The sequence below is a fragment of the Mesorhizobium sp. CNPSo 4688 genome, from assembly GCF_057784295.1.
This window is the reverse complement of record NZ_JBWLUY010000009.1, coordinates 220,183-242,392: the sequence shown is the minus strand read 5'-3', so window position 1 is coordinate 242,392 and position 22,210 is coordinate 220,183. Positions and strand designations below refer to the sequence as shown.

The following is a 22,210-nucleotide window of genomic DNA, read 5'->3' as shown; positions in this document are numbered from 1 at the left end:
ATGAAGATCACGCGCATCAAGGCCACGCCGATCAACTACCGGCTCGAAGCCCCTTATGTCTGGGTGTTCGGCGAACTCGACGGTTTCTCGCCGACCATCGTCGAGGTTGAGACCGAGGATGGATTGGTCGGCCTCGGCGAGGCGCCGACGCCGGCCGCCGCGGCCGTCATCAACGATGTGCTGGCGCCACGACTTGTCGGCCGCGACGCCTTCGATATTGCCGGCGCCGAGGAAGTGTGCCTGCCCTTCTGGAGCGGCGTGCAGTCGATCAACGACCGTACCCGCATCATGGCCTTCGGCGCCATCGAGGTGGCGCTGTGGGACCTGCGCGGCAAGGCCTGGAAGCAGCCGCTGTACCAATTGCTCGGCGGCGCCGTGCGCAAGGACATCCCGTTCACCGACTATTTTTCGCTGCGCGGCGATGGCGCCAAGGTGAAGGGCGAAAAGACGCCGGAGGAAGTCGCCGACTATTGCGTCGAACTCAACGAGCGCTTCGGCACCACCTTCTTCGAAGGCAAGTTCTCGACGCATGATCCGAAAATCTCGCTGAAGATGGTCGAGCTGATCCGCAAAAAGCTCGGCGACGAGGCGATGATCCGCATCGATTCCAACCAGGCCTATTCGCTGGCGACCGCCAGGCGCCTGGTGCGGCCGCTGGAAGAGCTTGGCGTGCGCAACTGGGAGGATCCGGTGGCGAGCATCGAAGAGATGCGCGAATTGCGCCGTCACTGCTCCATCCCGTTCTCGACCCACAACATCGACATTGCCCGCGCCATGGAGCTGAAGGTTCCGGACGCTTTCGTCGGCAATCCGACGGCGCATGGCGGTATCAACCGTATGCAACGCTTCGTCGGCGCCTGCGAACACGCCGGCATCGACTACTGGTGCTATAGCGGCGATACCGGTGTCGGCAGCGCAGTCTACCTGCACCTGTGCGCGGCACTCGGCTGGATCCGCGAGCCAAACCAGTCGCTGTTTCGCATGCAGGCCATGGACATCATCGAGGAAGGGCCGTTTTCGCCCAGGAACAATGTCGTGCCGGTGCCGGGGGGCCACGGCCTCGGCGTCACGCTGTCGCAGGACAGGCTTGCCGCCTGCCATCGCGACTTCATCGAAAACGGGCCGTGCAACAAATACCACGATCCGGAAAAGCCCGGCACCTACCGCCGGCTGCCGCTCAACTAGGCCGTTTTCGGTCCGCAATTGCGTCAAAACAACGAGGAGTGATCACACAAGCCGACAAGAGACGGATACAACAAGAGAAGCCTGCAGCTGTGACAATGATCACAAGCGCGCGGGACGAACGGGTGAAAAGCAGATGCCTCGCGAAAACCGGTCCCTCCTGAATATGGATCGGATGGACCGCGGAAAATCGCATGCTACAGTCCCGGTCGAAAGACTTCGTTGACGGCCGGGATAAGGAGAAACTCCACGGAATTTCGTCACCCACAAACACACCAGCCAACGACAAGAACACAGGGGAAAGGGTAGAACCCATGATCAAGAATTACCGCCTTCTCGACCTCATCCGGCGCCAGCGCACGCCGCTCGAAAACCACCTGATCGACGGGCTCGTCGACGGCCGCGTCAGCCGCCGCGAATTCATTCGCCACGGCAGCCTGCTCGGCCTGTCGCTGCCGCTGCTCGGCGGCATCACCACGGCGGCCGGCCTCAGTGGCATGCCTTCGCTCGCTCGCGCGCAAGGCGCGCCGGGCGCCACCATCCGTGTCGCCAGCAGCGTACCGGCCGCGGCCATCGACCCGGTGACCATTGCCGACGCCGGCGGCCTGCTGGTGATGCAGCAGGTGGCCGAATTCCTCTGCGTCGACGGCCCCGATCTGGTGCTGCAGCCCGCACTGGCCGAAAGCTGGAAGCCGAACGCCGACGGCACGGTGTGGACGTTCACGCTGCGCAAGGGCGTGAAATTCCACTCGGGCGGCGAGATGAAGGCCGACGACGTGGTGGCCAGCATCGACCGCCTCGCCGATCCGGCCAATTCCTCCAATGCGCTGTCGGTGTTCAACGGCATCCTGCAGAAGGGCGCCTCGAAGAAGGTCGATGACTATACGGTCGAGTTCCATCTCGACGCGCCGAACGGCAACTTCCCCTATATGCTGTCGTCGGACAACTACAACGCCGTCATCGTGCCGGCGAGCTACAAGGGCGACTACGAGAAAAGCTTCGACGGCACCGGGCCGTTCAAGATCGAAAAATACACGCCTAAGGTCGGCGCCTCCTTCGTCCGCAACGAAGATTACTGGGGTCCGAAGGCACTGCCGGAGCGCACCGAGTTCACCTTCTTCACCGACGTGCAGCCGATGATCCTGGCGCTGCAGGGCGGACAGGTCGACATCATCAACCAGATGCCGGTGCTGTCGGGCGTGGCGCTGCTCAACGATCCGAGCGTCGACATCATCAGCCTGAAGTCGTCCGCGCATCAGCAGCTGCATATGCGCTGCGATGACGGCCCGTTGAAGGACGCGCGCGTTCGCCGCGCCATCGCGCTGTGCCTCGACCGCGACAAGCTGGTCGCCGGCCTGATGAAGGGACGCTCGGCGCTCGGCAATGACAGCCCGTTCGCTGCAGTCTACCCGTCGACCGACACGAGCGTGCCGCAGCGCAAGCAGGACATAGCGCAGGCCAAGCAGCTGATGGAAGCTGCCGGCGTCGGCTCAGGTTTCAAGGTGACGCTGACCACCGAACGCTACCTCGAAATCCCCGAATATGCGCAGCTGATCCAGAACTGGGTCAAGGAGATCGGCGTCGAACTCGAACTCAACATCCTCGACCAGGGCGGCTATTACGGCGACGCGGTGTTCGGCAAATCGAACTGGCTGGATTCGGTGATGGGCATCACCGATTACGGCCACCGCGGCGTGCCGAACGTCTACCTGGCGGCACCGCTGAAGAGCGAAGGCACCTGGAACGCGGCGCACTTCAAGAACAAGGACTACGATGCGCTGGCGACCAGCTACATCGCGGCCCTAGACCTCGAAGCGCAGAAGGCCGACGCCGGCAAGATCCAGAAGCTGCTGCTCGAGGAAACGCCTGTTATTTTCGGCTATTTCTACGACTATCTGACGGCAACGGCGAAGGGCGTGACCGGGGTGCAGCCGACCGCCATGTCGCAGCTGTTCCTCGAGAAAGCATCGAAGGCCTGAGCTGATTCATTGTTGGAGCATGATCTTTTCCGAAAACCGGTTCCCACTTTTCGGGATCATGCTCAGAAGAGAAAGCCAATCCTCTAACAGCCAGCTCCCACGCGGGGGCTGGCTCAGCACGGAGTCACAGCCATTCTCTCCTTCCTCGTCCGGCGTGTCTCGCTCTCGCTCGTCACGCTGTTCCTGCTCTCGATCATGGTGTTTCTGGGCGGCCAGGTGCTGCCCGGAAATGTCGGCCGCGCCATATTAGGTCCGTTCGCCGACCAGCGCGCCGTCGATGCGCTCAACCACACGCTCGGCGTCGACCGTCCGCTGCTCACCCAATATGGCAGCTGGATCTGGAATTTCATCCAGGGCGACATGGGCACGTCCTATATCTTCCGCTCGCCGGTGGCACCGTTCGTGCTCGATGCGCTCGTCAATTCGATGAAGCTCGCCGCCGTCGCCTTCGTGCTGGTGGTGCCGATCGGCATCCTCGGCGGCGTGATTGCCGCGCTCAACCTCAACCGCCCGCTCGACCGCATCATCAGCCTTGGCGGCCTGTCGGTGACGGTGCTGCCGGAATTCGTCACAGGCATCATCCTGATCCTGATCTTCGGTGTGTGGCTGCGCTGGCTGCCGATCTCGGCGGCGTGGCCAAAGGACGCCGGCTTCTTCACCCAGCTCTACTACCTGATCCTGCCGTCGCTGCCGCTGTTCCTGGTGTTGTTCGGCTACATCGCGCGCATGGCACGTTCCGGCATGATCGAGGCGCTGGATTCCGATTACACGCGAACGGCGGTGCTCAAGGGCCTGCCGTGGCGAACCGTGATCTGGCGCCATGTGTTGCGCAATGCGCTGCTGCCGACCATCACGGTGATCGCGACGCAAACCGGCTATCTCATCGGCGGCCTCGTCGTCATCGAGACGCTGTTCCGCTACCAGGGCATCGGCTCGCTGATCTTCACCGCCGCGCGCGGCAAGGATTTCCCGATCCTCGAAGCCGGCATCCTGACCATCGGCATCGTCTATGCGGTGGCGACCCTTGCCGCCGACTTTCTCTATTCCGTGCTCAATCCACGCATTCGTCTGGGGCCAGATCAATGAGCGCCACCGAAACCATCCCGGCGCCCGACACTGCCGCCCGGCGCGGCCCCTGGGCAGAAATGTTCTTCTCGCTGCTGCGGTCGCCGACTTTTCTGGTCGGCCTCGCTATCGTCCTGTTCTGGGTCGCCTGCGCCCTGTTCGGCGAGCATTTCGCGCCCTACGACCCGCTTGCCGATGACATCATCAACGCGCTGGCGCCGCCTTCGGGCGAGCACTGGTTCGGCACCGACCAGATCGGCCGTGACGTCTTCTCGCGCGTCATCGTCGGCTCGCGCGATATCCTGACGGTCGCGCCGCTGGCAACGTTGCTGGCGACCGTGGCAGGCACCGCGCTCGGCCTTTTCACCGGCTATTTCCGGGGCATTGTCGACGACATCGTCAGCCGCATTCTCGAAGCCTTCATGGCGATCCCGGTGGTGATCGTGGCCCTGCTCGCTATCGTTGCGCTCGGCACCTCCAAGGCAACGGTGATTGTCGTCATCGGCCTCAGCTTCGCGCCGATCATCGCACGCACCGTGCGTTCGGCGGTGCTTGCCGAGCGCGAACTCGACTATGTCGCCGCCGCCCAACTGAGGCACGAAAGCGCTGTTTATACGATGTTCGTCGAGATCCTGCCCAACGTCATTCCGCCGATCCTGGTCGAGACCACGGTGCGGCTTGGCTATGCGATCTTCGCCGTCGCCACGCTGTCCTTCATGGGCTTCGGCATCCAGCCGCCCTCGCCCGACTGGGGCCTGTCGATCTCCTCGAATTACGGCATGATCGGCGGCGGCTTCTGGTGGACGGTGCTGTTCGACGCGCTCGCCATCGCCTCGCTGGTGATCGGGGTCAATCTGGCGGCAGACGGCGTTCAGGGGGCGCTCAATGACTGAGACAAACGCGCTCGAACTCCACGACCTCTCCGTCGCCTACCGCGTCAACGGCCGCGACCGCGCGGTGCTGCGCAATCTCAGCCTCACCATTGGCCACGGCGAGGCCTACGGGCTGGTCGGCGAATCCGGCTGCGGCAAGTCCACCGTGGCGCTCACCGTCGTGCGTTATCTCCCGCGCAACGGCTCGATTACCGGTGGCGCGATTTCGCTCGACGGCCAGGATGTGATGAAGCTCGACGCCGAGGCGCTCAGGCGGGCGCGCGCCGACAGCGTGTCGATGGTCTATCAGGACCCCGGCAAGGCGCTGAACCCGTCGCTGCGCATCGGCCGCCAGCTGACCGAGATTTTCGAGCTCGGCGGCGTCTCGGTACAAGCGGCGGAAGAACGCGCCATCGCCATGCTGAACCGGGTGCGCATTTCCGATCCGAAGAGCGTCATGCAGCGCTATCCGCACCAGCTTTCAGGCGGCATGCAGCAGCGCGTGGCGATTGCCATGGCGCTCGCCAACGATCCAACCATGCTGATCCTCGACGAGCCGACGACCGGCCTCGATGCGACGGTGGAAGCCGAGGTGCTCGACCTGATCGCGCAGCTTCGCCAGGAACTGTCGGCCTCGATCCTGTTCATCAGCCACAACCTCGCCGTCGTCTCCAACATGTGCGACCGCGTCGGCGTTCTCTATGCCGGCATGCTGGTCGAGGAAGGGCCGACGGATCGCGTGTTCAGCGATCCGCGCCATCCCTATACGGTGGCGCTGCTGCGCTGCCTGCCGCGCGGCGGCCAGCGCAAGGACCATGGCCGGCTCGACACCATACCGGGTTTCCTGCCCGGCATCGGCGCCACCATCAAGGGCTGCGCCTTCGCCGACCGCTGCGCCCTCGCTACCGACCGATGCCGCACAGAATTGCCGCCGCTCTACGAGCTTGACGATGGCCATGGGGGTGTCCGGCTGTCGCGCTGCCACTATCACGAGCAGGCGCAGGCGCTGCCGCGGGCTACGCCAAGCGATGTCGCCGCCCCTGCCCGCAGGCAAGCCCCGGCGGTGCTGCGCGTCGACGGATTGAACAAGACCTATGCCAGCCACGGCCATGCGCTGCGGGCAGTAAAGGATGTCTCGGTCAGCCTGCGGCCCGGCGAGACGCTGGGCCTGGTCGGCGAATCCGGCAGCGGCAAGACGACCTTCGCCAGGCTGCTGCTCGGCCTCGTGCCGCCGGACGAAGGCGGCACGATCGAGCTCGAAGGCAAGACGCTGGCGCCACGGCTGCAGAACCGTAGCGACGACCAGATCAAGGCGATGCAGATCGTCTTCCAGAATCCGGATTCGGCCCTCAATCGTTCGCATTCGATCCGCCATCTGATCAGCCGCGCGCTGAAGCGGCTGGCTGGCCTGAAGGGTGCTGCATTACACGCGCGGCTGGAAGAACTCGTGCGTTCGGTGCGGCTTACCGACCGGCATCTCGCCGTCAAGCCGCGCCAGCTCTCGGGTGGGCTGAAGCAGCGCGTCGCCATTGCGCGCGCCTTTGCTGGCGAGCCGCGCATCGTCGTCTGCGACGAGCCGACCTCGGCGCTCGACGTCTCTGTGCAGGCGGCGATCCTCAACCTGCTCGCCGACCTGCAGTCGAAGGAAGATGTCAGCTACATCTTCATCTCGCACGACCTTGGTGTGGTGCGTTACCTCTCCGACAAGATCGCCGTTCTCTATCTCGGCCGCATCATGGAGCTCGGGCCGTCCGAGAACGTCTTTGCCGGCCCGCATCACCCCTATACGGAAGCGCTGCTGTCGGCGGTGCCCAAGCTCGACCAGACCGAGACGGCGCGCATCCGGCTCGATGGCGAGATTCCCAGCGCCACCAACCCGCCTTCGGGCTGCGTGTTCCACACGCGCTGCCCGCGCAAGATCGGCGCCATCTGCGAGGAGCAGGAACCGCCGCTGGCCGAAGCCCAGCCCGGCCACACGATCCGCTGCCATATTCCCTATGCGGAGCTGGCGAGGCTGCAGACGCCGAAGCAGCCGGTACCTGCCTGAAAGTTTGATCAGCCCCGATACGTGTCGGCCATGCTGAAGATGCGGTCGCCTTCGGCAAAGCCCTCGGCTGGCGTCCAGTCGCTGGCCAGTGCGCGCAATCCGTCGAGCGCGACATTGAGCGTGTCCGACGAGATCGGGTTGGCGGGATAGGCGAGATAGATCGGCCGCTGGAACACCGGCGCATCCTCGATGCGACGCATCTCGCCGCGCTCGATGTGGCCGCTGACGGCGCTGAGCGGCAGATAGGCTGCCGCCTGCTGCGACAGCACATGCTGGAGGCCGATGAACACCAGTCCGGCCGATATGGCCGGCTTGACCATGCCGGCAAAGGCGCGGTCGTGCTCGATGCGGAACTCCAGGCCCCAGTCCATGAAAATGTAATTCTCGGTCCATGGCCCGGTCTGCGCGGCATGCTGGACCAGCACGACCTGATCGACGGCCAGCGTCTCGTAGACGACCCCGGGATGCGGCCGCGGCAGATAGAGGATGCAGATGTCGAGCAGGCCTTCCGCCAGCTGGTCGATCGCCTGGTCCGGGAAACTGCCTTCCAGCCTCAGCGCCACATTCGGCCGCCTTTCGCGCATCCAGGCAATCCAGGACGAGGTGATGCGATCCCACAGATAGGCGGGCGCGGTGAGCCGCAGCAGTGTTTCATAGCCATCGGGAACGGCGATGTCCTGCCGCGACTGCTCCCAGGTGCGGGTGATGGTGGAGGCGTGCGGCAGGAACTGCCGGCCGGCCGGTGTGAGCGTGACGCCATCGCGGTCACGGACGAAAAGCCGGCGCCCTAATTGCTCCTCTAGCCCCCTGATCCGCGCGCTGACCGTGGACTGGGCGAGGTTCAGGCGGCTGGCGGCGACGGTGAAGCTGCCATGCGTGGCAACCTCGAGAAAGCTGCGCAGATTCTCAGTGTCCATGGATCGGCTCCGCCATCGAAAATTTCGATGGCCGCCATCAAAAAATATCGCTTTCCGGCTGGGGTCAACAGTGAACTATTTGGCGGAGCCCCAGAGAAAACAGGAATGCCGCCCATGCCGAAGCATTTCCAGACCATCGATGCCGCCCGCAAGACCTTAAGCGCCATCGAAAATTCCGCTGTCGACGAATTGCTGGCCGGCCGCATCGGCCGGCGCGACTTCTTGCGCCACGGCAGTATGCTTGGCCTGTCGCTGCCATTCCTCGGCAGCATCGTGGCGGCCGCCGGTTTTGGCACCCAGCCGGCGCGCGCCGAAGGCAAGCCGGGCGGCACCGTGCGCGCCGGCATCGCCACGCCGGGCGGCGCCATCGACCCCGTCACCTATTACGACAGCGGCAGCTACCAGCTGGTGTTCCAGACCGCCGAGTTTCTCTGCGTCACCCAGCCGGACCTGACCCTGAAGCCGGTGCTGGCCGAAAGCTGGGCGCCGAACAAGGACGGCAGCGTGTGGACCTTCAAGCTGCGCAAGGGCGTGAAATTCCACAATGGCGAGGAGTTCAAAGCCGACGACGTCGTCGCCACCTTCGACCGGCTTGCCGATCCCGCCGGCGCCTCCAACGCGCTGTCGGTGTTCAAGGGCCTGCTGTCGAAAGGCGGTACGCAGAAGGTCGACGACCACACCGTCGCGTTCCATCTCGACGCGCCCAACGGCAGCTTTCCCTATTCGGTGTCGATCGACAATTACAACGCCGTCATCCTGCCGGCGAGCTACAAGGGCGATTACGAAAAGACTTTCGAAGGCACCGGCCCGTTCCGGCTGGAGAGCTACACGCCGAAGGTCGGCGCTACCTTCATCCGCAACCCCGACTATTGGGGCGAGAAGGCGCTGCCCGACCGGCTCGAATTCAAGTTCTACGGCGACGTGCAGCCGCGCATCCTGGCGCTGCAGGCGGGCGAGGTCGACCTGCTCGACGCCGTGCCGCTCGATGTCAGCCAGGTGGTGCTGAACAGTCCTGATATCACGGTGCTGCGCGTCGCCTCGACGGCGCACCGCCAGTTGCATATGCGCTGCGACATGGCGCCGTTCACCGACAAGCGCGTGCGCCAGGCGCTGGCGCTTTGCATCGACCGTTCCAAGCTGGTCGACGGGCTCTGCCGCGGCATGGCGGCGACCGGCAATGACAGCCCGTTCGCGCCGGCCTTTCCGGCCACCGACAAATCGATCCCGCAGCGTGTGCAGGATATCGCCAAGGCCAAGCAGTTGCTCGAAGCCGCGGGGCTTGGCGGCGGCTTCGACATCACGCTGACGACGCTGCGCTATTCCGACATTCCGGGCTATGCACAATTGTTCCAGAATTTCGCCAAGGAGATCGGCGCCCGCGTCGCGCTCAACATCGAGGACCAGGACAAATATTACGGCAAGGCGGTGTTCGGCCAGTCGGACTGGCTGGACAGCCCGCTCGGCATCACCGACTACGCCCATCGCAGCGTGCCGAATGTCTTCCTGAAGAGCCCGCTGGTCAGCGACGGGCCTTGGAATGCGGCGCACTTCAAGAATCCCGCCTATGACAGCATGGTCACTTCCTACCTGAAGGCGCTCGACATCGGCGCTCAGCGCAGTGCGGCCTCCGACATCCAGAAACTGCTGCTCGACGAGACGCCGGTCATCTTCAGCTATTTCCCCGACCTGTTGGTGCCGGTGCGCAAGAATGTCAGTGGCCTGCCGCCGATTGCCGCCGGCCTGCTGCTCGATCGCGTATCTCTGGGGTAGAGGATCCGGAACCGAAGGCTGCGTGGCGAAAAGCGAAAGCCGTTGCCGCGTAGACCCTTCGGTCCGGAAGCCCCGATCCAACCTAGGTTCAGGCCATGCGCCAACGTCCTGATACAAAAGACAAGAAACGGGAGACCACCATTCGCAAGCCCCATCTGCGCGGTCGCGGACCGCATTTCCCGGTGCTCGATCAGATCGTCCAGTACGAGTTCGAGCCCGGCTATGTCGCCTTCACCATGCCGTCGCTGAAAAGGATAAGGGTGCAGGTGGGTTCGATGACCGTCGCCGACACCAGCAGGGCGCTGGTGTTCTACGAATCCGACCATCTGCCGGTCTATTATTTTCCGATCGAGGATGTGCGCGAGGAGTTCCTGCTGCCCTCAAAGACCACGACCGAGGACCCCTATAAGGGCACTGCCACCTTCTACTCGCTCAACACCGGCATCACTTTGGTCGAGGATGGAGCCTGGCGCTATCTCGATCCGGCCAAGGGCTGCCCGCCGATCGCGGGCTACATGTCGTTCGTGTGGAGCAAGATGGGCCACTGGTTCGAGGAGGATGAGGAGATCTTCGTCCATGCCCGCGATCCGTTCCGCCGGGTCGACTGCCTGCCCTCGTCGCGGCGGGTGCAGGTTATCCTCGACGGCGAGCAGGTGGCGGATTCGCGCCGCGGCGTGTTCCTGTTCGAGACCGGCCACCCGGTGCGCCACTATTTGCCGATCTCCGACACCAGGCTCGATATGTTCGCGCCCAGCCGCTACATCTCGCGCTGCCCCTACAAGGGCATCTCCAACTATTACCACGTGACGACCGCCACCAAGCGGCACGAGAACATGGTCTGGTATTATCCCGAACCGGTGCACGAGGCCGAGCGCATCAAGGGTCTGGTTTGCTTCCACCACGAGCTGGTCGACAAGATTTTGGTCGATGGGGTGGAGATTCCCAAGGAGGCCACGGCGGCTTCGGACGGGTATTTCTGATCGGTCCTCCGTCGACGGCTAGCGCCAATCATCGAGATTGGCTGGAGCGAAGCTCCGTCGCGTAGACCCTGGGATCCCTTCCGTGACACCAGCCAAAGAATGCAGCGGTGCGTATCTATCTTGCGCCGTCGCGTTCGTCGGCTGATGTCGCGGCATGGATCCTCGGGTCAAGCCCGAGGATGACGATCGCAGGGGTTGAAATATTTTTCAAATGGAAATAGAAATGTTCAAAATGATGATTTGACGCTGCGGCGCGTCATGACTGGAGGAAGCGATATGGCCCATCCGCAATTTGCAGCGGAACTTCTGCAGCGCGCTGAAGCCCAAGGGCCAATCACCATCGGTCTCGCCGGCGCCGGGCAGATGGGCACCGACATCGTCGTCCAGGTGGCATTGATGCCGGGCATGCGGATCGGTGCCATTTCGGAGGTGCGGCCGCAAGCGGCCATCGATGCAGCCCTGCTTGCCGGCCATGACCGCTCCGACATCGTGCAGGCCGCCAATGCGTCTGCCATCGACCGCGCCATCGAGGCCGGAAAGATCGCTGTCACCGAAGATTTGCATGCGCTGGCCGCGGCCGGCCGCGTCGACGTCATCATCGACGCCACCGGCAATCCCAACATCGGCACGCTGTTTGCGCTCGAAGTGATGAAGAACGGCAAGCACATCGTCATGCTCAATGTCGAGGCCGACATCACGATCGGCCGCTTCCTCAAGGAAGAAGCGCGCAAGGCCGGCGTCGTCTACACCGGTGCTGCCGGCGACGAGCCCGCCTGCACGCTGGAGATCATCGGCTTTGCCCGCAGCCTCGGCTTCAACATCATCGCCGCCGGCAAGGGCAAAAACAACCCGCTGAAGTTCGACGCCATGCCGGCCGACTACGCCAAGGAAGCGGCCGAGCGCAACATGAATGCGCGCATGCTGGTCGAGTTCGTCGACGGCTCCAAGACGGCGATCGAGATGGTGGCGATCGCCAACGCCACCGGGCTGGTGCCCGACGTGCCGGGCATGCACGGCCCGACCGCGACGCTGGAGGAACTGGCCAGCGTGCTTTGCCCGCGCGAGGACGGCGGCGTGCTGCACCGCAAGGGCGTGGTCGACTATTCCATCGGCAAGGGCGTGGCGCCCGGCGTGTTCTGCGTCATCGAAACCAGGCATCCGCGCGTCATGGAGCGGATGATCGACCTCAAGGTCGGCAAAGGCCCCTATTTCACGATCTTCCGCCCCTACCACCTGACCAGCCTGGAAGTGCCGCTGTCAGCGGCGCGCGCCGTGGTCTACAAGCGCGCCGACATGGAGCCGCTCGACCATCCAGTGGCCGAAGCGGTGGCGGTGGCCAAGAGCGACCTCGGCGCCGGGCAATCGCTCGGCATGATCGGCGAGACGGACTATCGCGGCTTTGCCATGACCTGGGAGGACGCGCGCGCCAAGGGTGCGCTGCCGCTCGGGCTTGCCGAACGCGCCAAGGTGGTCAAGCCGATCAAGACCGGCGACTTTCTTACCTATGAAAATTGTGTACCCGACGATTCGATGGTGATAACGCAGATCCGCCGTCGTCTCGACCAGTCGGACGGACGGTTCGTGACCAACGCCGCCTGAACCTTCGGGAATAGCTGTGATGGACGATGTCGTTATCGGGATCGATGCCTCGACGACGGCGGTGAAGGCGATCGCTTTCGCGCGCGACGGCGCGGAGCTTTACCAGGCGCGCGAAACCTATCCGCTTTCAAACCCGAAGCCCGGCCATTTCGAGCAGGACGCCGAACATTGGTGGGCAGCCCTTATCGGTGCGCTGAAGCAGGTCACCGACAAAGTCGGCGCCACGCGCGTCGCGGCAATCGCCATCGCACATCAGCGCGAGAGCTTCACGCTGATCGATGACGAGGGCAAGCCGCTCATCCCCGCGATCCTGTGGCTTGACGAGCGCGCGCGACCGCAGGTCGCCAGGCTGTCGGCCGAACTCGGTCGCGAGGCGATCCGCGACTGGAGCGGCAAGCCACCGGATCCTACACCGGCGCTCTATGCCATCGCCTGGCTGGCCGAGCACCAGCCGCAGGTTCTGGCCAAGGCGGCGGCTTTGGTTGACGTCCACGGCTTGTTCGTCCATCGGCTTACCGGCCATCTCGTCACCAGCACGGCAAGTGCCGATCCGCTCGGCCTGCTCGACGTCGCGACAGGAGAATGGCGCCCCGAACTCATTGCGGCCGCGGGACTCAGGCCCGAGCAGTTGCCGGCGCTGATCGGTCCTGGTGAAATCTGCGGCGGACTTGCCGAAAGCATTGCGCAGCTGACTGGCCTGAAGGCCGGTACGCCAATCGTCGCCGGTGCCGGCGACGGCCAGGCTATGGGCCTCGGCATGGGTGTCTATGGCGCCGGCAAGAGCTATCTCTCGCTCGGCTCCGGCGTCGTCAGCGGCTGCTATTCCGGCACGGTCACCACGTCGGATGCGTTTCGCACGCTGGTCTCGCCGACCGGTTCCGGCTTTATGCTGGAGACCGTGCTGCGCTCGGGCATGCAACTGGTCGACTGGATCGTGCGCACCACAGGCGCTTCTTCCGCAGCAGAGCTGGAGAAGCTTGCTATCGACGTCGCGGCTGGCAGTGACGGGCTGCTGGTCATGCCCTATTGGGCCGGCGTGATGAGTCCCTATTGGGATGGCGCGGCGCGAGGCGCTGTCGTCGGCCTGTCGCTCAACCATGAACCCAGGCATCTCTTCCGCGCGACGCTGGAAGGCATCGCTTTCGAGCAAGCCATCGCCAGCGAAGCGATGGAAGCCGAGAGCGGTGGCACACCGGCGGAAATGATTGCCGCCGGCGGCGGCACCAATTCGGCGCTGCTGATGCAAATCATGGCCAGCGTGCTTGAGCGGCCGCTTTTCGTCTCGCCGGTTAGTGAAGCGGCCGCCCTTGGCGCGGCCATGCTGGCGGCCTCGGCGATCGGCTGGTTCGCCTCGCCGGAAGAGGCAGCCAAGGCGATGGCAGCCGCGCCGGCCAGGCGAGTCGATCCTGAAATGGCGCTGGTGCCGGCCTATCGGGCGCGCAAGGCGATCTATCGCGATCTCTATCACGCGACACGCGACATTCATGTGCGGCTGGGTGAGGTTGGGTAGGTTGCTTCAGTGGTGAGACGTTAGCGGGACAGCACCCCCTCTGTCCTGCCGGACATCTCCCCCTCAAGGGGGGAGATCAGCTGTCCATCCGGTTTCGCCAATCTCCAACGTCGCAGAACTGGCTAGGCCGAGAAATTGCCAATCTCCCCCCTTGAGGGGGAGATGTCCGGCAGGACAGAGGGGGGTCGCGAAGGATCGCGACCTCTGAAATCAACGCCCGAGTAACCCCTTGGCCGCGTCCTCGTCGGTGATCAGCACCGAAATCCTGGTGTTGGCGAGTGCCGCGCGCATAACGGCGATCTTCTCCTGCCCGCCTGAAACCAGGATGATGTTGGGAATGTCGGACAGATCCTGCAGCGGATAGGCGCAGACGCGGCGGTTGACCTCATGGTCGACCGGGCGACCCTCGGCGTCGATGAAATGGCACAAGAGGTCGCCGACCGCGCCGGCCGCCTGCAACTCCTCGAGTTCGCTCGGCTTGATGAAGCCGTAATTGGCGATCGGACTGTCGTTGGAGAACGAGCCGACGCTGAGCACGGCGATGTTGGCCCGGCGCGCCCGGAAGACGACGTCCTGGACGCTGCGCTGGCTCATGAAGGCATCGCGCTGCTCGGGCTTGTCGGCATAGACCGGCACCGGCAGCAGGAAACATTCGGCACCGATCTTCTCGGCGAATTCCCAGGCGCTTTCGGTCGGGTTGAGCGGCTGTGCATGGGTGAGGCCGCCGAGCATCGAAACGACGGTGGTTCTGGCAATCGGTCGCCTCGGCAATTCGTTGATGGCGAATTTCAGCGTGCGGCCCCAGCCCAGCGCAATGACATCGCCGGCATTGACGTTGTCGGCGAGATAGGCGGCGGCGGCGTGGCCGATCATCAGCGGCGCGTTGCTGCGGTCGGCGGCCGACGGCACCACGACGGCCTGACTGAGTCCAAAGCGCTGCTTGAGGCTTTCCTCAAGCTGCACGCATTCGACGACACTGTCGCGGATACGGAACTGGACGATGCCCTCCTCGCGGGCGGCGGAGAGAATGCGGTGCACCTTGATGCGGCCGACGCCAAGGATCTCGGAGATGCGCTCCTGTGTCAGGCCCTCGACATAGTAGTGCCAGGCAGCGCGAGCCTTCAGTTCGGCATCGGGGAAGCGCGAGGCCTTCTCGTTTTCGACGGTCGCCATCTCTTGCCCTCCCACGGCCCTTCGGGGACCGCCTAATGCCATTCAGCGTTGCGGCCGAACGGCTGCAACCGCTCGACTCACCTGGCAGCCAAGCTCACGATATCGACAAGACATCGTCCGCAATAAGAGATCAAACTCACAATGCTCTGCTCGCTTGGCGTCACTTGGCCAGCCAAAATTATCTCACAGAGTTCGAAGGGATGAAAACCGTCCCAAGGACAGTCACTCCAGGCCTCCCTCTGGAAAAACTGCCTCGCGACGCCAACTGGTGCTGCATGGCGTGACGGCACTTGACAATTTTCTGATGAACGGCTTAGCTGAACAAAATTGCATATCAAAGATAAATTGTTCACAGGGAGGTGCCTGGTGAACAGAAGCGGACGGCGAGGCATTGCCATCCTGCTTGTGGAGGAGACGAAGTGGCCGTGAGCAACGATGCAAGCGACTCGAAGACTGGCGAGTCGAAGGCTGGCGAATTGAACGCCGCGACCGGCGCCGCCGGAGGCGCAAAGCTGTCGGCGCTGTTTGCCGGAACGATGGGGCCGCTGATCGGGCTGCTGCTGCTTTGCCTGGCGCTGACGCTGACCACCGACACCTTCCTGACGATGCGCAACATCCTCAATGTGCTCGACCAGATCACCGTGCTCGGCATCATGGCGATCGGTATGACGCTGGTCATCCTGATCGGCGGCATCGATCTCTCGGTCGGCTCGGTGCTGGCGCTGGCCGCCATGGTGATGGGCTTCGTCGCCCACCCCGACTATCTCAATCTCGGCATTGCGGCCGGCGTCATCGGCGGACTGGTCGTCGCCGGCCTTTGCGGACTGGTGTCCGGCCTGCTGGTGACCGTCACCCGGCTGCCGCCCTTCATCGCCACGCTGGCGATGATGTCGGTGGCGCGCGGTCTTGCCAACATGATCACCGACGGCTCGCAGATCGTCGGCTTCCCCGACTGGTTCACCAACTTGTCGATCATCCGCCATTTCGGCTTCCTGTCGGTCACCGTCGGGTTGATGATGGTGCTGGCGATCATCTTCGCCATCTTCCTCAACTACCGCGCTACCGGCCGCAGCCTTTACGCCATCGGCGGCAGCGCCGAGGTGGCGCGGCTCTCCGGCATTCCGGTGAAGTCGCTGACCAACTGGGTCTACGCGATCTGCGGCGTGCTCGCCGGGCTTGCCGGCATCGTGCTGGCGGCGCGGCTGGATTCGGTGCAGCCGAGCTCCGGCCTCGGCTATGAGCTCGACACCATCGCCGCCGTGGTGATCGGCGGCGCCAGCCTGTCGGGCGGCGTCGGCTCGATCGGCGGCACCGCGGTCGGCGTGCTCATCATCGGCGTGCTGCGCAACGGGCTCAATTTGCTCGGTGTCTCGCCCTTCATCCAGCAGGTGGTGATCGGCGTGGTGATCGCGCTGGCGGTTGCCACCGACACTTGGCGTCGGCGAGCGCAATGAGGAATTCGCCCGGAGCGTCCGGGCGATAGACGGATCGGTCGATCCGAAACTGGGATGTTCCAAGGGGCGCGATGCGCTGGCGGGACAGTTTGACTATCAACGGAGGAAACACATGCTGACCAAACGTTCACTGCTTCTTGCCGCGGCCGCAATCATTCCGGTGCTCGGCCTGACCGACATGGCCTCGGCCAAAGAGGCCAAGAAACTCGGCCTCGCCGTCGCCAATCTGCAGGCCGACTTCTTCAACCAGATCAAGCAATCCGTCGAAGCCTACGGCAAGGAGAAGGGCATCGAGATCGTCACCGTCGACGCCAAGGGCGATTCGGCGACGCAGGTCAGCCAGGTACAGGATTTGATCACGCAGAACATCGACGCGCTGATCTACATTCCGGCCGGCGCCACCGCCGCCACCGTGCCGACCAAGACCGCCAAGGCCGCCGGCATCCCGGTGATCAATGTCGACCGCAACGCCGACGGCGCGCCCGGCGACACCTTCATCGCCACCAACAGCGTCGCCTCGGCACAGGCGGTGTGCGACTACATCGCCAAGCAGGCCGGCGGCAAAGGCGAGCTGATCATCATCCACGGCCAGAAGGGCACGACGCCGGAAGTCGACCGCTCGAAGGGATGCGGCGAAGCGCTGAAAGCCTACCCTGATATCAAAGTGGTCGGCGAATTGTGGAGCGAAGGTTGGCATCAGGACGAAGGTTTCAAGCTGACGCAGGATCTGCTGCAGTCGCATCCGGATGTCTCGATCGTCATCGGCCAGGCCGATGCGCTGGCACTGGGCGCGGCACAGGCGGTGAAGGTCGCCAATCCCGGCCACAAGGTCTGGGTTGCCGGCTTCGACGGCGACGTGGCGGCGCTGAAGGCGCTGAAGGACGGTGTGTTCGACGTCACCGCAACACAGCAGACGCAAGGCATGGGCCGGCTCGCCGTCGATGCCGCGATCAAACTGGTGGCCGGAGAGAAAGTCCCCGCCGAAGATCTGCAGGACGCGACCCTGACCACCAAGGACAATGTCGAGCAGTTCATCGCCAAGCACCCGTAACAGCTCGCTCCGCGTAAGAGAGCACCACGATGTCCACAGAGCCTCGCCACAGCGAAAGCCCGCATAACGGGCTCTTCGTCAACGGCCTCTGCAAGAGCTACGGACCGGTCCAGGTCCTGGCCGATGCGAGCTTCGAGGTGCGGCCGGGCGAAGTCGTGGCGCTGCTCGGCGAAAACGGCGCCGGCAAGTCGACGGTGTCGAACATCATCGCCGGCTCGACCAGACCCGACGCCGGCACCATCATCTGGCGGGGGAAGCACTACTCCCCCGCCTCGCCTGCCGCGGCAATCGATGCCGGCGTCGGCATGATCCACCAGGAACTGAAGCTGCTGCCGGACCTGTCGGTGGCGGAAAACGTCTATGTCGGGCGCCTGCCAATGCGCGGCGGCCGCATCGACCGCGCCGAGATGAACGCCAAGGCCTCGGCGCAGTTGAAGCGCCTCGGCCTCGACGTCTCGCCGGAACGCAAGGTGCGCACGCTGCGCATCGCCGCCCAACAGCAGGTCGAGATCGCCAAGGCGCTGACGCTGAACGCCGAATTGCTGATCTTCGACGAGCCGACGGCAGCGCTTGGCGGCGAGGAGACGGAACTGTTGTTCCAGCAGATCCGCAAGTTGAAAGCCGAAGGCATGTCCTTCATCTATATCAGCCACCGTCTCGATGAGATCGCGCAGATTGCCGACCGCGTTGTGGTGATGCGCGACGGGCGCATCGTCGCCCGCCACGAACGCGCCGACATTCCCGTGCGCACCGTGGTCGAGCAGATGGTCGGACGCTCGGTCGAGCGGATGTTTCCGCATTTGTCGGCGCCGCGCGAAGAAACACTGCTCGAGGTCGAGAACCTGTCCTCGCCGGAGAACAGTTTCATCAACGTCTCCTTCTCGGTCAAAGCGGGCGAGATCCTCGGCATTGCCGGTCTGATCGGCGCCGGGCGCACCGAACTTGTGCGGGCAATCGCCGGCGCCGATCCGATCTCTTCCGGCTCAATGCGCGTTGGAGGCCAAGCCGTGCATCTCAGTGGCCCGGCCGCGGCGATCAAGGCCGGCGTCGTGCTGGTGCCGGAAGACCGCAAGGCGCAAGGTGTGGTGCTCGACCAGACCATCGGTGAGAATCTGGCGTTCGGCAATTTCGACCATGTCGCGCCGAAGGGCTGGGTGTTTCCCAAAGCGGTGCAGAAATTCGCCGAGGCCGGCATCTCGCGGCTCGGGGTGAAGGGCAAGCCGAACCAGCCGGTCAGCAAACTGTCTGGCGGAAACCAGCAGAAGGTGATCATCGCCAAATGGGTGTCGCGGCCACCAAAGGTGTTCATCCTCGATGAACCCACACGCGGCATCGATGTCGGCGCGCGCGCCGCGATTTATGACGTGATCGCCGACCTCGCCCGCTCCGGCATGGCGGTGGTGGTGGTGAGCTCCGACCTTGAGGAGGTGCTGGGACTGTCGCACCGCGTGCTGGTGCTGAGCCGCGGCCGCCAGCGCGGCATTCTCGACCGCAGCGAGGCCAGCAACGTCGCGGTCATGGAACTCGCCACCAGTTGAGGGATCGGAACAAAGCGCAGCAGGTGATATCCTCCCAGGCACCGGACCGCGCGGGGCGCTAACTCAAGGGTTAGCGCCCCTTCATTTCAGGAGAGGGAGAGACATGACATTATTCGATCTCAGCGGCGACGTGGCGCTGGTGACAGGTGCGGGCAGCGGCATCGGGCAAGCCATCGCCATTGGGCTGGCAGAGGCCGGCGCAGACATTGCCTGTTTCGGCCATGCCTCGAAAGGTGGACTGGAAGAGACCGCGCACAAGATCGCCGCACTCGGCCGCAAAGCGGTGGTGCTAGCCGGCACGGTGACGTCGGAGGACGACCTCGCGTCGGCGGTCGCGCGCACCGAAAACGAACTCGGGGCACTGACCATCGCGATCAACAATGCCGGCATTGCCGGGGCCGAACCGGCGGAGACGATGCCGCTGGAGACCTGGCAGAAAATCTATGACGTCAATGTCAGCGGCGTGTTCCTGTCCTGCCAGGCCGAGGCGCGCGCAATGCTTTCACGCCGCAAGGGTTCGATCGTCAACATCGCCTCGATGTCCGGCTCGATCGTCAATCGCGGCCTGACCCAGGCGCATTACAATTCATCGAAGGCGGCCGTGATCCACATGTCGAAGAGCCTCGCCATGGAATGGGCCGATCGCGGCCTGCGCGTCAATGTGGTGAGCCCAGGCTACACGCTGACGCCGATGAACAAGCGCCCTGAAGTCGCCGAACAGATCAAGATCTTCAAGCGTGACACGCCCATGGGGCGCATGGCGACGCCGGAAGAGATGGTCGGCCCGACCGTGTTCCTGGCCAGCCGCGCCGCGAGTTTCGTTACCGGCATCGACCTGATCGTCGATGGCGGCTTTGTCTGCTGGTAGGAGAACAAGAAGTGCAGAAGCGTTTTGAAGGCAAGACAGCGGTTATCACCGGCGCCAGCGGCGGTATCGGCGCGGCGATGGCGAAGCGCTTTGCCGAGGAGGGTGCGGCGGTCGTGGTCAGCGCCATCGATGCCCGCGTCGAAGAGGTCGCCGCCAGCCTTAAGGCAGCGGGCGCCAAGGTCGCATCGATGCGCATGGACGTGACCAAGAAGGATGAGGTCACTGCTCTTTACGACCTCGCCGAGAAGGAATTCGGCCGCGTCGACATTTCGGTGCAGAATGCCGGCGTCATCACCATCGCCCGGATCGAGGCGATGACCGAGGCCGAGTGGGACAAGGTGATGGCGGTCAACACCAAGGGCGTGTTCCTGTGCTGCCAGGAGGCGATCGCCCGCATTCGCAAGCATGGCGATGGCGGCCGGCTGATCAACACGGCGTCGGGCCAGGCGCGGCAGGGTTTCATCTACACGCCGCATTACGCGGCGTCGAAATTCGGCGTCGTCGGCATCACCCAGAGCCTGGCCAAGGAGGTGGCCAAGGAAAAGATCACCGTCAACGCCATCTGCCCCGGCATCATCGACACCGACATGTGGGCCTATAACGACGCCGCATGGGGCAAGCTTATGGGCGACTACAAGCCCGGCGAGCTGATGGCCGAATGGGTGAAGAACATTCCGATGGGCCGCGCCGGCAGCGGCGAGGATGTTTCGGGCCTGGTCAGCTTCCTCGCCAGCAGCGACGCCACCTACATCACCGGCCAGACGATCAATGTCGATGGCGGCCTGATCATGTCGTAATCGGCAATCGACCCGTCTGAAATTCCGCAGTGCACGAGCCATCAGCCGTTGCGCCGCATGAACGTTGGTATATATAATTTCATCCCATGAAACGGCGATGGCGGGAATGGGGCTCGCCGGCCGAGATCATGGGACCTTGATGGCTCGCACGTCTCAGAGCGCCGCCGGAGCGGCGATCGATCCGTTGACGATTGCTCGCGCAGCAATCCATGCGATGCCATGACGCGAACCCATCCAGCATCGGACCACGACCAGATTGAGCACCATCTCGCCTGCGCCGGTTGCGGCCATGGAGATGGTATGGCGCGAACGAGCTTGCGTAACGACCCGCCTTTCCAACACAATCAAGAAAAGACGCAAGAAGGGAACGACTAAGAACTTCCACATGGTTTGACAGGAGAACAAGCATGTCATTTCGCAGTGTGATTTCGAACCTATCAATGGGAGCCTTCACGCTTGCCGCGGCAAGCGCGCTGACACCGGCGGCGCAAGCGGCCGCGCCTGAATCCAACGACCCGATCAAGATCGCGCTGTTCGACTGGACCAGCGTCAACCTCAACGCCAAGATCCTTGGTGGCATTTTGGAAAAGCTCGGCTACACCGTCGAATATCCGACCGCCGACTACCTTTCCAGCCTGACCACCGGCCTCACCAATGGCGACATCGATGTCGGCCTGGAATTCTGGGACACGACGGCAGGCGAAGCGATGAAGGCCTCCGACGCCACCGGGCAGACCGAGCGACTCGGCAAGCTCGGACCGAAGGCCAAGGAAGAATGGTGGTTTCCCGAATATATGAAGGAGAAATGCCCGGGCCTGCCGAATTGGGAAGCGCTGAAGGACCCGAAATGCGCTGAGGCGTTCTCGACCGCGGAAACGGCGCCGAAGGGCCGCTATCTCGGTGGCCCAGTGACCTGGGAAGGCTTTGACGACGAGCGCGTCGAGGCGCTGAAGCTGCCCTTCACCGTCATCCATGCCGGCACCGACGCGGCGATGTTCGCCGAACTCGACTCGGCCTATCAGCGCAAGGCGCCGATCATGCTGTGGATCTATTCGCCGCACTGGGCGCCGGCCAAGTACAAGGGCGAATGGCTGCAATTCCCCGAATATACGCCCGAGTGCTACACCGACCCGAAATGGGGCACCAACCCCGACGCCAAATATGATTGCGGCAAGCCGCATGGCGAGATCTGGAAATACTCGTGGTCCGGCATGAAGGACAAATGGCCGGTCGCCTACAAGGTCGCCAAGGCCTACACGGTCGACACCGACGAGCTCAACAAGATGAGCGGCGAGATCGACCTCGGCGGCAAGACGCCTGAAGAAGTCGCCGCCGCCTGGATTGCCGCCCATGAGGCCGACTGGAAAGCCTGGGCGCAGTGATCGTTCCGACTGGAAGCCAGACCCGG

The 22,210-nt window shown here is 63.8% G+C and carries 17 protein-coding genes; 15 read left to right on the top strand and 2 right to left on the bottom strand.

Translation table 11 applies throughout. The annotated features are described in order from the left end of the window. The 5 genes from AC04SH_RS19060 to AC04SH_RS19040 all read left to right on the top strand — a co-directional run bounded on the left by AC04SH_RS19060 (window position 1) and on the right by AC04SH_RS19040 (window position 7,145). A complete protein-coding gene (locus AC04SH_RS19060) occupies window positions 1-1,185 on the top strand; it encodes a mandelate racemase/muconate lactonizing enzyme family protein (RefSeq protein ID WP_488576203.1) in 1,185 nt (394 codons plus the stop codon). Window positions 1,186-1,496: 311 nt separating this feature from the next. Then, window positions 1,497-3,161: an ABC transporter substrate-binding protein gene (locus tag AC04SH_RS19055; RefSeq protein WP_488576202.1), complete on the top strand. Its 1,665-nt coding sequence runs from the start codon at window positions 1,497-1,499 to the stop codon at window positions 3,159-3,161. Between the two features lie 132 nt (window positions 3,162-3,293). Then, on the top strand, window positions 3,294-4,247 hold the full coding sequence (locus AC04SH_RS19050; protein ID WP_488576303.1) for an ABC transporter permease: 954 nt from the start codon (window positions 3,294-3,296) through the stop codon (window positions 4,245-4,247). Then, window positions 4,244-5,119, top strand: a complete 876-nt coding sequence (locus tag AC04SH_RS19045) for an ABC transporter permease (protein WP_488576201.1) — start codon at window positions 4,244-4,246, stop codon at window positions 5,117-5,119. Before AC04SH_RS19050 ends, AC04SH_RS19045 begins: the two co-directional genes overlap by 4 nt. Continuing rightward, complete coding sequence (locus AC04SH_RS19040) at window positions 5,112-7,145, top strand: dipeptide ABC transporter ATP-binding protein (protein ID WP_488576200.1); 2,034 nt, start codon at window positions 5,112-5,114, stop codon at window positions 7,143-7,145. The genes AC04SH_RS19045 and AC04SH_RS19040 overlap by 8 nt, the downstream gene beginning before the upstream one ends. Window positions 7,146-7,153: 8 nt before the next feature. On the opposite strand, the gene AC04SH_RS19035 is transcribed toward AC04SH_RS19040, so the two are convergent. After that, window positions 7,154-8,062: a LysR family transcriptional regulator gene (locus AC04SH_RS19035; protein WP_488576199.1), complete on the bottom strand. Its 909-nt coding sequence runs from the start codon at window positions 8,060-8,062 to the stop codon at window positions 7,154-7,156. 114 nt (window positions 8,063-8,176) lie between these two features. Between AC04SH_RS19035 and AC04SH_RS19030 the strand changes: the two genes are divergently transcribed. The 4 genes from AC04SH_RS19030 (at window position 8,177) to AC04SH_RS19015 (ending at window position 13,921) form a co-directional block, all read left to right on the top strand. Continuing rightward, window positions 8,177-9,832, top strand: coding sequence for an ABC transporter substrate-binding protein (locus tag AC04SH_RS19030; protein WP_488576198.1), 1,656 nt, complete (start codon window positions 8,177-8,179; stop codon window positions 9,830-9,832). 95 nt (window positions 9,833-9,927) lie between these two features. After that, window positions 9,928-10,812, top strand: a complete 885-nt coding sequence (locus tag AC04SH_RS19025) for a DUF427 domain-containing protein (RefSeq protein WP_477237175.1) — start codon at window positions 9,928-9,930, stop codon at window positions 10,810-10,812. A gap of 276 nt (window positions 10,813-11,088) precedes the next feature. Beyond that, on the top strand, window positions 11,089-12,411 hold the full coding sequence (locus AC04SH_RS19020; protein ID WP_488576197.1) for an NAD(P)H-dependent oxidoreductase: 1,323 nt from the start codon (window positions 11,089-11,091) through the stop codon (window positions 12,409-12,411). Between the two features lie 19 nt (window positions 12,412-12,430). Beyond that, a complete protein-coding gene (locus AC04SH_RS19015; RefSeq protein ID WP_488576196.1) occupies window positions 12,431-13,921 on the top strand; it encodes a xylulokinase in 1,491 nt (496 codons plus the stop codon). 210 nt (window positions 13,922-14,131) lie between these two features. Here AC04SH_RS19015 and AC04SH_RS19010 read toward each other — a convergent pair whose 3' ends face one another. After that, window positions 14,132-15,094 carry a sugar-binding transcriptional regulator gene (locus tag AC04SH_RS19010; RefSeq protein ID WP_477237181.1) on the bottom strand — a complete coding sequence of 321 codons (963 nt, stop codon included), beginning with the start codon at window positions 15,092-15,094 and terminating at the stop codon, window positions 14,132-14,134. Between the two features lie 536 nt (window positions 15,095-15,630). Between AC04SH_RS19010 and AC04SH_RS19005 the strand changes: the two genes are divergently transcribed. The 6 genes from AC04SH_RS19005 to AC04SH_RS18980 all read left to right on the top strand — a co-directional run bounded on the left by AC04SH_RS19005 (window position 15,631) and on the right by AC04SH_RS18980 (window position 22,184). After that, entirely contained in the window at window positions 15,631-16,548 is a 918-nt protein-coding gene (locus AC04SH_RS19005; protein WP_488576302.1) for an ABC transporter permease, read from the top strand. 112 nt (window positions 16,549-16,660) lie between these two features. Beyond that, window positions 16,661-17,599, top strand: coding sequence for a substrate-binding domain-containing protein (locus AC04SH_RS19000; protein ID WP_488576195.1), 939 nt, complete (start codon window positions 16,661-16,663; stop codon window positions 17,597-17,599). 29 nt (window positions 17,600-17,628) lie between these two features. Continuing rightward, window positions 17,629-19,137 carry a sugar ABC transporter ATP-binding protein gene (locus AC04SH_RS18995; protein WP_488576194.1) on the top strand — a complete coding sequence of 503 codons (1,509 nt, stop codon included), beginning with the start codon at window positions 17,629-17,631 and terminating at the stop codon, window positions 19,135-19,137. A gap of 103 nt (window positions 19,138-19,240) precedes the next feature. Next, a complete protein-coding gene (locus AC04SH_RS18990) occupies window positions 19,241-20,005 on the top strand; it encodes an SDR family oxidoreductase (protein WP_488576193.1) in 765 nt (254 codons plus the stop codon). An 11-nt stretch (window positions 20,006-20,016) separates the two neighbouring features. Beyond that, window positions 20,017-20,802: an SDR family oxidoreductase gene (locus tag AC04SH_RS18985; protein WP_488576192.1), complete on the top strand. Its 786-nt coding sequence runs from the start codon at window positions 20,017-20,019 to the stop codon at window positions 20,800-20,802. Between the two features lie 407 nt (window positions 20,803-21,209). Continuing rightward, window positions 21,210-22,184, top strand: a complete 975-nt coding sequence (locus tag AC04SH_RS18980; RefSeq protein WP_488576191.1) for an ABC transporter substrate-binding protein — start codon at window positions 21,210-21,212, stop codon at window positions 22,182-22,184. Window positions 22,185-22,210: the final 26 nt, after the last annotated feature.

What these genes read in the sequence shown, in the direction of transcription:
- AC04SH_RS19025 (WP_477237175.1), top strand. Translation starts at nt 9,928, where the DNA reads ATGCGCCAACGTCCTGATACAAAAGACAAGAAACGGGAGACCACCATT.
- AC04SH_RS19055 (WP_488576202.1), top strand. Translation starts at nt 1,497, where the DNA reads ATGATCAAGAATTACCGCCTTCTCGACCTCATCCGGCGCCAGCGCACG.
- AC04SH_RS19020 (WP_488576197.1), top strand. Translation starts at nt 11,089, where the DNA reads ATGGCCCATCCGCAATTTGCAGCGGAACTTCTGCAGCGCGCTGAAGCC.
- AC04SH_RS19010 (WP_477237181.1), bottom strand. Translation starts at nt 15,094, where the DNA reads ATGGCGACCGTCGAAAACGAGAAGGCCTCGCGCTTCCCCGATGCCGAA.
- AC04SH_RS18995 (WP_488576194.1), top strand. Translation starts at nt 17,629, where the DNA reads ATGTCCACAGAGCCTCGCCACAGCGAAAGCCCGCATAACGGGCTCTTC.
- AC04SH_RS18990 (WP_488576193.1), top strand. Translation starts at nt 19,241, where the DNA reads ATGACATTATTCGATCTCAGCGGCGACGTGGCGCTGGTGACAGGTGCG.
- AC04SH_RS19045 (WP_488576201.1), top strand. Translation starts at nt 4,244, where the DNA reads ATGAGCGCCACCGAAACCATCCCGGCGCCCGACACTGCCGCCCGGCGC.
- AC04SH_RS19030 (WP_488576198.1), top strand. Translation starts at nt 8,177, where the DNA reads ATGCCGAAGCATTTCCAGACCATCGATGCCGCCCGCAAGACCTTAAGC.
- AC04SH_RS18980 (WP_488576191.1), top strand. Translation starts at nt 21,210, where the DNA reads ATGTCATTTCGCAGTGTGATTTCGAACCTATCAATGGGAGCCTTCACG.
- AC04SH_RS19005 (WP_488576302.1), top strand. Translation starts at nt 15,631, where the DNA reads ATGGGGCCGCTGATCGGGCTGCTGCTGCTTTGCCTGGCGCTGACGCTG.
- AC04SH_RS19000 (WP_488576195.1), top strand. Translation starts at nt 16,661, where the DNA reads ATGCTGACCAAACGTTCACTGCTTCTTGCCGCGGCCGCAATCATTCCG.
- AC04SH_RS19035 (WP_488576199.1), bottom strand. Translation starts at nt 8,062, where the DNA reads ATGGACACTGAGAATCTGCGCAGCTTTCTCGAGGTTGCCACGCATGGC.
- AC04SH_RS19015 (WP_488576196.1), top strand. Translation starts at nt 12,431, where the DNA reads ATGGACGATGTCGTTATCGGGATCGATGCCTCGACGACGGCGGTGAAG.
- AC04SH_RS19060 (WP_488576203.1), top strand. Translation starts at nt 1, where the DNA reads ATGAAGATCACGCGCATCAAGGCCACGCCGATCAACTACCGGCTCGAA.
- AC04SH_RS19040 (WP_488576200.1), top strand. Translation starts at nt 5,112, where the DNA reads ATGACTGAGACAAACGCGCTCGAACTCCACGACCTCTCCGTCGCCTAC.